The 8,847-nt window shown below is 52.9% G+C and carries 9 protein-coding genes and 1 pseudogene; all 10 read left to right on the top strand.

Annotation, left to right across the window (positions count from 1 at the left end):
- Positions 1–504: pseudogene (locus K2H17_RS05255) on the top strand (RNA polymerase sigma-54 factor); the annotation flags it as partial.
- Between the two features lie 37 nt (positions 505–541).
- Positions 542–1,147 (top strand): phosphatase PAP2 family protein, encoded by a 606-nt coding sequence (locus K2H17_RS05250; protein ID WP_300132253.1) that lies wholly within the window; start codon positions 542–544, stop codon positions 1,145–1,147.
- Between the two features lie 39 nt (positions 1,148–1,186).
- A complete protein-coding gene (gene purE / locus K2H17_RS05245; protein WP_300132251.1) occupies positions 1,187–1,693 on the top strand; it encodes a 5-(carboxyamino)imidazole ribonucleotide mutase in 507 nt (168 codons plus the stop codon).
- Between the two features lie 3 nt (positions 1,694–1,696).
- Positions 1,697–3,382: a (E)-4-hydroxy-3-methylbut-2-enyl-diphosphate synthase gene (gene ispG / locus K2H17_RS05240; protein ID WP_300132249.1), complete on the top strand. Its 1,686-nt coding sequence runs from the start codon at positions 1,697–1,699 to the stop codon at positions 3,380–3,382.
- Between the two features lie 41 nt (positions 3,383–3,423).
- Positions 3,424–4,401: a bifunctional diaminohydroxyphosphoribosylaminopyrimidine deaminase/5-amino-6-(5-phosphoribosylamino)uracil reductase RibD gene (gene ribD, locus K2H17_RS05235; protein ID WP_300132247.1), complete on the top strand. Its 978-nt coding sequence runs from the start codon at positions 3,424–3,426 to the stop codon at positions 4,399–4,401.
- 26 nt (positions 4,402–4,427) lie between these two features.
- Positions 4,428–4,997 (top strand): N-acetyltransferase, encoded by a 570-nt coding sequence (locus tag K2H17_RS05230; RefSeq protein ID WP_300132245.1) that lies wholly within the window; start codon positions 4,428–4,430, stop codon positions 4,995–4,997.
- Positions 4,994–6,403, top strand: a complete 1,410-nt coding sequence (gene dacB, locus K2H17_RS05225; RefSeq protein ID WP_300132243.1) for a D-alanyl-D-alanine carboxypeptidase/D-alanyl-D-alanine-endopeptidase — start codon at positions 4,994–4,996, stop codon at positions 6,401–6,403. The genes K2H17_RS05230 and dacB overlap by 4 nt, the downstream gene beginning before the upstream one ends.
- Entirely contained in the window at positions 6,390–7,061 is a 672-nt protein-coding gene (locus tag K2H17_RS05220) for a hypothetical protein (RefSeq protein ID WP_300132241.1), read from the top strand. The genes dacB and K2H17_RS05220 overlap by 14 nt, the downstream gene beginning before the upstream one ends.
- Positions 7,061–7,795, top strand: coding sequence for a 16S rRNA (cytidine(1402)-2'-O)-methyltransferase (gene rsmI, locus K2H17_RS05215; protein WP_300132239.1), 735 nt, complete (start codon positions 7,061–7,063; stop codon positions 7,793–7,795). Before K2H17_RS05220 ends, rsmI begins: the two co-directional genes overlap by 1 nt.
- Positions 7,792–8,670, top strand: coding sequence for a hypothetical protein (locus tag K2H17_RS05210; protein ID WP_300132237.1), 879 nt, complete (start codon positions 7,792–7,794; stop codon positions 8,668–8,670). Before rsmI ends, K2H17_RS05210 begins: the two co-directional genes overlap by 4 nt.
- The last annotated feature ends 177 nt before the right edge of the window (positions 8,671–8,847 follow it).

Below are 8,847 nucleotides of genomic sequence, written 5' to 3'. Positions count from 1 at the left end.
TTTCCGGCTACTGACTCTATGACGTTACTCAGCCGACCGCGTGAGGATGCGACTGATTTCAACGACCTGTTGCGTCTGCGTCAGCAGACGCTCTACAATGTGATGGCCGCGATCGTCAAACTCCAGCACGATTTCTTTATCAGTGAAGACGAGACGCGTCTGCGCCCCATGATACTCAAGGACGTGTCACGCGAGACAGGCTATGATCTGTCTGTGATTTCGAGAGCCACAGCCGGAAAGTATGTGGCCACTCCGGTCGGAACCTATCCGCTCAAATTCTTCTTCAACGAGCGAGTGGGAGGGGAGGATGAAGACACATCCTCGCGCGAGATCCTTGCCGTCATCAAAGAAATCATCGGCGGGGAAGATCCGCGTCATCCGCTCAGCGACGATGCCCTTATGAAAGAACTGAATGAGCGCGGCTATGAGATAGCCCGGCGCACGGTCTCGAAATATCGCGAGCGCCTCGGTCTGCCTGTGGCGCGTCTGCGAAAAGGCATATAGTAGAAAAAATTTACGTCTAAAGATTCATAAAAGAACGATGAAAAGAATATCAGAAATATTGTCAGCCATGTTTTCGCCGCTGTTGGTTCCGACCTACGGCATGGCCTTGGTTGCATTTCTCACCATATTGAGATACCTGCCGTCCAACTTGCTATGGACCGCCGTCGGCATCACCTTTGTCATCACCTGTCTCATTCCGGTATCGGTCATCATGGCCCTTTTTCGCTCAGGTGTAGTGTCCGACCCGGCGCTGAACGAGCGTAAGGAACGGTATATACCTTACATAGCCGTCATCCTCTGTTATCTCGGCTGCGGTTTTTTCTTCTTCAAGGCGAGTGCGCCATTATGGCTGCCGATGTTCTTCGTCGGAGCCGCTGTGGCCACTGTTGTCAGCGTTGTGGTTAACTGTTGGTGGAAAATCAGTGCCCACGCAGCCGCAATGGGCGGACTGGTCGCGCTGATGTTCCGGGTGGTGGCCTCGCATTATGCCATTTATGATATGAACCTGTGGCTCTCAACAGTCATCATCCTGACAGGAATGGTAATGACAGCCCGTGTCTACCTTGAACGTCACACTCTGTGGCAGGTGTTGGCCGGATGTGCCAATGGCTTCATCTGCGTCTATCTCATGTCAATGATCTGAAAAAATTTAACCTCACAATAAAATAAATTCATCCTAATCATGAAACCGATTGTAAGTATAATAATGGGAAGTACAAGCGATCTTCCCATTCTCAAAAAAGCCGCTGATTTCCTGAATCAGATGGAGGTGCCTTTCGAGATGAATGCCTTGTCGGCCCACCGTACTCCGTCGGAAGTCGAAAGCTTCGCTCATGGAGCACAGGAGAGAGGTATCAAAGTAATTATCGCCGCTGCGGGAATGGCAGCCGCACTTCCGGGTGTGATCGCTGCGATGACACCGCTGCCCGTGATCGGTATTCCGATCAACTCGACACTCAGCGGAATGGACGCTCTTTATTCCATCGTTCAGATGCCTCCGGGTATCTCTGTGGCCACTGTCGGTATCAATGCCGGTATGAACGCTGCGATCACAGCAGTCCAGATCCTCGCACTTTCCGATCCCGAACTTTCCGCCCGCTATGAGGCTTACCGTTCGACACTCTCAAAGAAGATCGTCAAAGCCAACGAGGAACTCAAGGAGGTGAAATATGATTTTAAGGTCGACTGACAGATGGCTGTATCCGGATCAAAAACACTTGATTTCAATTACGCCCGAAGGGAAACCTGGCCTGTAAAAGTCGGAAATGTCTTTATCGGGGCCACCAATCCGGTGCGTCTCCAGTCGATGACATCCACAAGCACTATGGATACTGACGGATCCGTGGCGCAGATAAAGCGTATTGCCGGGGCAGGAGCCGAAATTGTGCGGCTCACAGCCCAGGGAGTCCGTGAAGCCGAGAATCTGGCCGAAATCTCAGCGCGGCTGAGGGCCGACGGATGCGATGTGCCGTTGGTAGCCGATATCCATTTCAACCCGCGTGCGGCCTTTGCAGCCGCCTCGCGCGTTGAGAAGGTGCGCATAAATCCCGGAAATTTCGTCGATCCGGGCCGAGTTTTCAAGAAAATCGACTACACGGATGAGGAATATGCCGCCGAGATTGAAAAAATCGAAGAGGGGCTGCTTCCCCTTCTGGCGATCTGCCGCGAGCACTCAACCGCATTGCGCATCGGTGTGAACCACGGCTCTCTCTCGGACCGCATCATGAGCCGCTACGGCGACACTCCTGCCGGAATGGTGGAGAGTGCCCTGGAATTTCTCCGTGTGTGTGTCCGGCATGATTTCCGCGATGTGGTTATCTCGATCAAGGCATCAAACGTGTGTGTGATGGTCGAGACCGTCCGCCGTCTGGTTGATGCGATGGAAGCTGAAGACATGCACTTTCCGCTTCATCTCGGAGTGACGGAGGCCGGAGATGCCGAGGATGGCCGAATCAAATCGGCTGTCGGCATCGGGACTCTTCTTGCCGAAGGCATCGGCGACACGATCCGAGTTTCGCTCAGCGAGGAACCGGAATGTGAGATTGAGCCGGCAACCGACATTGTCGATTTCATAGCCTCGCTGTCTGACGGACCAAAGGTCATGCCGGTAAGCGTAAGCGAGGATTATAACGCTTACATGCCGACAAGGCGCAGAAGCCTGTGGTCTGACCGTCAGCCTCAGGTCGTAGGGCTTGATCTTGCGCCTGAATCTCTGGCTGATGCAGTCATGGTAAATGCCGAAGACGGTCTTGATGCGCGCCTGACAGAAACGCTTAAGGCCGATCCGGCCAGGGTTGTTGTGCTTGGCTCGAAGGCTGAAAATGCCTTGTGTCATCTCCGCGCTTTCCTGACAGCCATTCAGTCGGAAGGCCTGGAAAATCCTGTGATTGTCCATCGGGATTACACAGGCTTGAGCGCCTCGAAAATGATAATTGCCGCATCGGTTGAATTCGGCTCGCTTCTGCTTGCCGGTTTTGCCGACGGTCTCTGGATCGAGGCGGCAGGAGTGGAACAGGAGCGGCTGACTGCCTTGGCGCTGAACATTCTTCAGGCCACGCGTCTGAGAATCTCGAAGACGGAGTTCATCTCGTGTCCAGGCTGTGGCCGCACACTTTATGATCTCCAGTCTACGCTGCGAGAGATCAAGGCGGCGACATCCCATCTTAAAGGACTGAAAATCGGAGTCATGGGCTGCATTGTCAACGGCCCCGGAGAAATGGCCGACGCGGACTACGGTTATGTGGGCGCGGCTGCCGGAAAGATCAGCCTTTATAAAGGGAAGGAATGTATTGAAAAAAACATTCCCGCAGAGGAAGCCATCGGCCATCTTGTCCGCCTGATCAAGGACAATGGCGACTGGGTCGACCCTGAAAATTAAGGGGCGTTTAATAACAACTGAACTTCGGACACAACACGTAAATGGAGATAAACGAGAAATACATGCGCCGTGCTCTGGAACTTGCCCGTCACGGTCTGCTTGACGCATCGCCGAACCCAATGGTCGGCGCTGTGATTGCAGGCCCTGACGGCAGGATCATAGGCGAAGGATGGCACCGGCGTTGCGGCGAGGGGCATGCCGAGGTAAATGCCGTGGCTTCGGTCGCGGATAAGGAGCTGCTTAAGGATTCGACCATGTATGTCACCCTTGAGCCATGCTCGCACTATGGCAAGACTCCACCTTGTGCCGACATGATCATCGAACGTGGCATCCCGCGTGTGGTTGTCGGGATTACGGATCCTTTCGCCAAAGTCTCAGGCCGCGGGATCGCCCGCATGAGGGCGGCAGGAGTCGAAGTCGTCACCGGAGTGCTTGAGAAGGAATGCCGCGATCTGAACCTCAGATTCATGACAGCCCACGAATTGCAGCGGCCTTTCGTGACCCTCAAATGGGCCCAGAGCAAAGACGGCTTTATCGACGGCAGGATTTCCACTCCGCTTACCTCCATGCCGGTCCACAAACTCAGGGCCATGCATGATGCGATTCTTGTTGGGAGCGGAACGGTACTCGCCGACAATCCCACGCTCTCCACGCGCCTGTTTGCCGGACGGTCGCCGGTGAAAGTTGTGCTTGACCGTCGAGGCCGTGTCGGCAGAGACTCCCGTATCTTCGAAGGCGGCACGGAAGTGATAGTCCTCAGCGACTACGAATCTCTTGCCGAAGCTATGGGAGAGCTTTACCGGAGGGGCATTACCTCGGTTCTGGTCGAAGGTGGTGCCTTGGTCCTCGAATCCTTTCTCAAAGAAGGTCTCTGGGATGAGATCCGGGTTGAAGTCTCGCCCGTAGAATTGAACGGTAGAGTCAGAGCGCCGAGGATTATTTCCTCCCCGTCTGCTGTCGACAGTGAGATTGTCGACGGACACCGGATCATAACTTATAAGAACACTCTTGGTGAGTGATCGGAATTTTGGAATAAAATAACATAATGAAAATAGCAAAGGCAAAAAAATCTGATGCGCCTCTCATTGCGCGTTCCATAATGGACGCAGTCGGGATGGAGATCTGTGAGAATCTTGCAGGGGAGAACAAGACCCTTGCGGATGTCGAACACCTTTTCACTCTCCTTGCCGAGAGAGAAGACAGCCAGTACAGTTACCGCAACACCCTTGTCGCTGTCGATGACGAGGGGAAATCAGTCGGAGTCATAGTCTCCTATGACGGCGCTCTGCTTGACGAACTGCGTAAACCGTTCTTTGAGCTGGTCAAAACAATTCTTGATAAAAATCTTGATGATGTTGACGACGAGACAGACGCTGAGGAGTTCTATCTTGACACCCTGGCGGTTCTTCCTGAATATCGCGGACAGGGTATAGCCGGAATGCTTCTTAAAGGAGCCGTCGGAAGAGCCGCAGAGTGCGGAAAACCTGCCGGGCTGCTTGTCGACAAGGACAACCATCAGGCGCGCCGTCTCTATGAACGTGTCGGATTCCGTGCGGTCGGTGAGCGTCCGTTCTGCTATGTCATGATGGACCACATGCAATTTGTCGGAGAATGAAGATGAAAGGATTTGGCCGTTTCCTTGCTGCCGGTCTCTGTCTGTGCAGTTCGATAGCCTCACTGGCATTCCCTCTCCGTGTCAGCGGCATTGATTCGCTCAATACAGCGATACTGATCCGGGATCTGCGTTTCGGAGTTGACCTTGTGTCGGAAAACATCGACAAGGCCTTGATTCCGGCATCGGTAATGAAGTCGGTGACAGTCGGCTCGATGCTGAATCTTGCCGACACGAGCGAGTGCTTTGTCACTCCCGTGATGGCCGGAGGAGTTGTCAGAGACGGAGTCCTGTCAGGCAATATAGTTGTCAAGGTGAGCGGCGATCCGACAATCGAATCCCAGTTTCTTCCCTCGTCACAGGGATTTGCCGACAGCATAGCGGCGCGCCTGCTCGGAATGGGGATCACAAAGGTGAGCGGCGATGTCATCATCGACTCATCTGATTTTCCGGATGCCACGACACCTCCGGGGTGGATGGACGAAGACATCCCCTGGCCCTACGGGACCAGGCTTCATGGCGCAAATTTCCGTGACAACCGTTTCAGGCTGCGTCTGCCATCGAAAGAGACCGTGCCTTTTGTCCCTGACCTGAAATTCTCTTACGTTAATCCGAAACGTCGCGGAGTGAAGATCGACCGTAAGGACGGATCGGAGACATTCGTGGTGAGCGGTAACTCGCGCCGCGGACTTAACGATGTGTTTTCAACTCCATATCCCTCAAAAGTTATGCGCCATGAGATCATCACGGTGCTGCGCGATAATGGGATTGAAGTGGAAAGCAAAAAACTTGACACAACGCAAGACGTTTTCACGGTTTATGAGCACCGCTCGCCGAGCTTCGGAGAGATAATGCGCAGCCTGATGTTCCGCTCGGACAATCTCATGGCTGAGGGTATTCTGCGGGCCATCACTCCCGGCGGCACACGTGCCGATGCCATACAGGAAGAAATGGCCGTCTGGACACAGGCCGGAGTCAGCGCCCACGGTGTGGTTATCAAGGACGGAAGCGGACTTTCCCGCGGCAACCGTCTGACGGCCCGTTTCCTTGCCGGTATCTATCAGTACATGATCACTGATCCTTTCGGCGGAGATTACAGTTCGCTCTTCCCGCGGGCCGGATATGACGGAACAATGCGCAATTTCCTTGCCGACACATCGCTGGAAGGCCGTGTGGCAATGAAGACCGGCTCCATGAAGGGAGTCCAGAGCTACGCCGGTTATCTCCTGGACGAAAACGGCCATCCGACCCATCTGATAATTTTTATGGTAAACAATTTCCGTTGCAGCCGGGCTGCGTTAAAAAGTGACATAGAGAGATTGTTATTAGAAAAATTTGACGTAAGTTTGCAGTCTGAAAACCTCTCTGCCGAAGAGATTATTACTGAAGATTCCAATGATGAACAATGATATTACCGGCCTGCTGAATCTGGCCTATGAGATAGAAGGATTGTTACTGCTTCACCTCAACCGGGGTGAGGAAGCGGCTCCTGAAATAAAAGAACTGCTGGTCCGTAAGGCCGGGTTGCTTCTTGAGGGGCTGAAAGCGGCGGATGAGATTGAAAACGAAAGTCTCGATCTTGTCCCTGAATCAGTGACTGTGGTTGAAAAAATTGCCGCAGATGCAGAGCCGGTTCCGGCAGTAGCTGAAACTGAACCCGATGCGGCTGAAAATCCGGCTGAGGCTGTCGGGCCTGTTGCGGATTCTGAAACTGAACCCGCCAAGCCTGAAAATCCGGCTGATGAGGCTCAGGAGATCGCTGAGAGTGCCGGTTTTGAGGAAGAAGAGGATGCCGGAGAAGAACAGCCGGTGACTCTGACTCTTGACGAGAAACTCGCGCGTGAGCGTGCGGCCGACATTTCGAAAGCGTTTACACTGAACGACAAGTTCCGCTTCTGCCGAGAGCTTTTCCGCAATTCAAACGATGAATTCAAGGAGACACTGGAGGTGATCGCCTCGATGTCAGACATGGATGAGGCGGAAGAGTATTTTTACAATGATCTCTGCTGGGATCCTGAAAATGAAGAAGTCAAGGAATTCATGGCCATAGTCGCAAAACATTTCTGATGAGTAAACTCTATATAGTTCCGACTCCGGTAGGCAACATGGCCGACATGACACCGCGTGCGATCGAGGTGCTCAGGACCTGTGACCGTATTTATGCTGAGGACACAAGGACTTCAGCCGTGCTTCTGCGCCATTTTGAGATCACGACACCTTGTTCGAGCCATCATAAGTTCAATGAACATGCGACGGTCCGTCCGATCATAGACCAGCTTCTCGCAGGAGAGACGATCGCTCTCATTTCGGATGCCGGAACTCCAGGCATAAGTGATCCGGGTTTCCTTCTGACGCGTGAGTGCCGGAGAGAGGGGATCGAGGTCGAGACCCTGCCGGGAGCGACAGCCTTTGTGCCTGCGCTGGTCAATTCGGGTTTGCCGACCGACAGGTTTACATTCGAGGGCTTCTTGCCTCCGAAAAAAGGACGGCAGACACGGATGGAAAAAATCGCATCCAGTGACTGCACTTCGATCATCTACGAATCGCCGCTGCGGCTGGTCAAAACCCTTGAGCAGCTTGCGGCTGTCTGCGGGGAGGAGCGCGAAGCGTCAGTGAGCCGTGAGATCTCCAAACTGCACAACACGACGGTCAACGGGACCCTCGGCGAGCTGAAGAGCTATTTCACGGAAAACATTCCGAGAGGAGAAATTGTTATAGTCGTAGGTGCACAGGATGACAAAGCACCCAAGGTACATAAGAATAAATACAGACAAAACTCACTTTCAACATCAGATTTATGAAAAAGATTGCAACCTTAGCCGTTATTGCTACTGCAATACTCAGCGCCTGTAACGGAGGCAAGCTCCGTGAGGCAGAAGCTCAGAACGAACAACTGAAAGGCGATCTTCGTGAGACGCTTGCCACTCAGGACAGCCTTCTGGTACTTGTCAATGACATTTCCGACGGCATGAGCCAGATAAAGGATCTTGAAAAAATCATCGCCACTCCCGGCTCGCTCGGTGAATCCGTTTCGCGCAGAGACCAGATCAAAAACGATATGATCGCCATTCAGAAAGCGCTTCAGGAACGCCGCGAGCGTCTTGCCGAACTTGAAAAGAAACTTGCCGACAACGGAGGCGAGAGCAGCACTCTCAAACGTACCATCGCCAACCTGAAAGCCCAGATGGCCGAACAGCAGACTGAAATCGCCACTCTGACCAACCAGCTTGCGAGCGCCAACATCAAAATCGAGGAACTCAACACCCAGGTGACTCACCTTAACAGCGATGTGGACTCTCTCAACACCGGTCTTTCAGCCGAACGCGAGCAGAAAGAAGCCGCTCAGGAAGCTGCAACCGCTGCCACAAATGAACTCAACACTGTCTACTACGCAATCGGCACCAGCAAGGAGCTGAAAGAAAAGAAGATTCTCGAATCAGGCTTCCTCCGCAAGACAAAGGTGATGGAAGGCAACTTCGACATGAACTACTTCACAGCCGGTGACCGCCGCACACTGACCGAAATTCCTACCCACAGCAATAAGGCCAAAGTGCTGACATCACAGCCCAAGGACTCTTATACGATCGTAGATCTCAACGGACAGAAAGTCATCAGAATTTCCAATCCTGCAAAATTCTGGCAGCTTTCAGACTTCCTGGTGATCGAGGTCGACTGATCAGGGTTGGATTGACAATACGCTATCTATTATTTCATACTTAGAGGTTGTTTAAAAACAATAGTTAAAATCTGAGCGAAAGTTTTGAGGTGGATATGGATCTGAATTGAAGGAGCATAGCGAGCTATGTAACTGAAATGAAGAGCCATAGGCGCCCAAAACTTTCGCAGGCGACGG

Source organism: Duncaniella sp. (genome assembly GCF_029054785.1).
Classification (GTDB): Bacteria; Bacteroidota; Bacteroidia; order Bacteroidales; family Muribaculaceae; genus Duncaniella.
This window is presented reverse-complemented; position numbering and strand designations above follow the sequence as displayed.